We start from the raw sequence: 242 nt of genomic DNA on the forward strand, positions 1-242 counted from the left end.
TACTGATCCAAGTGACGCAGGCGCGGGCACAGGCGACCTCCATACAAGTGACGCCAGAGGTGCTCAATGACCCAGCCGCCTTTGCCAAGTTTCAGGCTGCACAAGGCGAGCTGGCCGGAGCGTTGTCCCGGTTGCTGGCAGTGAGCGAAAACTACCCGCAACTGAAAGCCGACGCCGGCTTTCGCGATTTGCAGGCGCAACTGGAAGGTACCGAAAACCGCATTGCCGTGGCGCGCAACCGC

General features: G+C 61.6%; 1 protein-coding gene. It reads left to right on the top strand.

The annotated features are described in order from the left end of the window. A partial coding sequence (locus tag KZZ06_RS21990) for a LemA family protein (protein ID WP_219582028.1) occupies positions 1-242 on the top strand: 242 nt, incomplete at both ends.

It is taken from the genome of Sulfitobacter sp. CW3 (assembly GCF_019392245.1).
Taxonomy (GTDB): domain Bacteria; phylum Pseudomonadota; class Alphaproteobacteria; order Rhodobacterales; family Rhodobacteraceae; genus Sulfitobacter.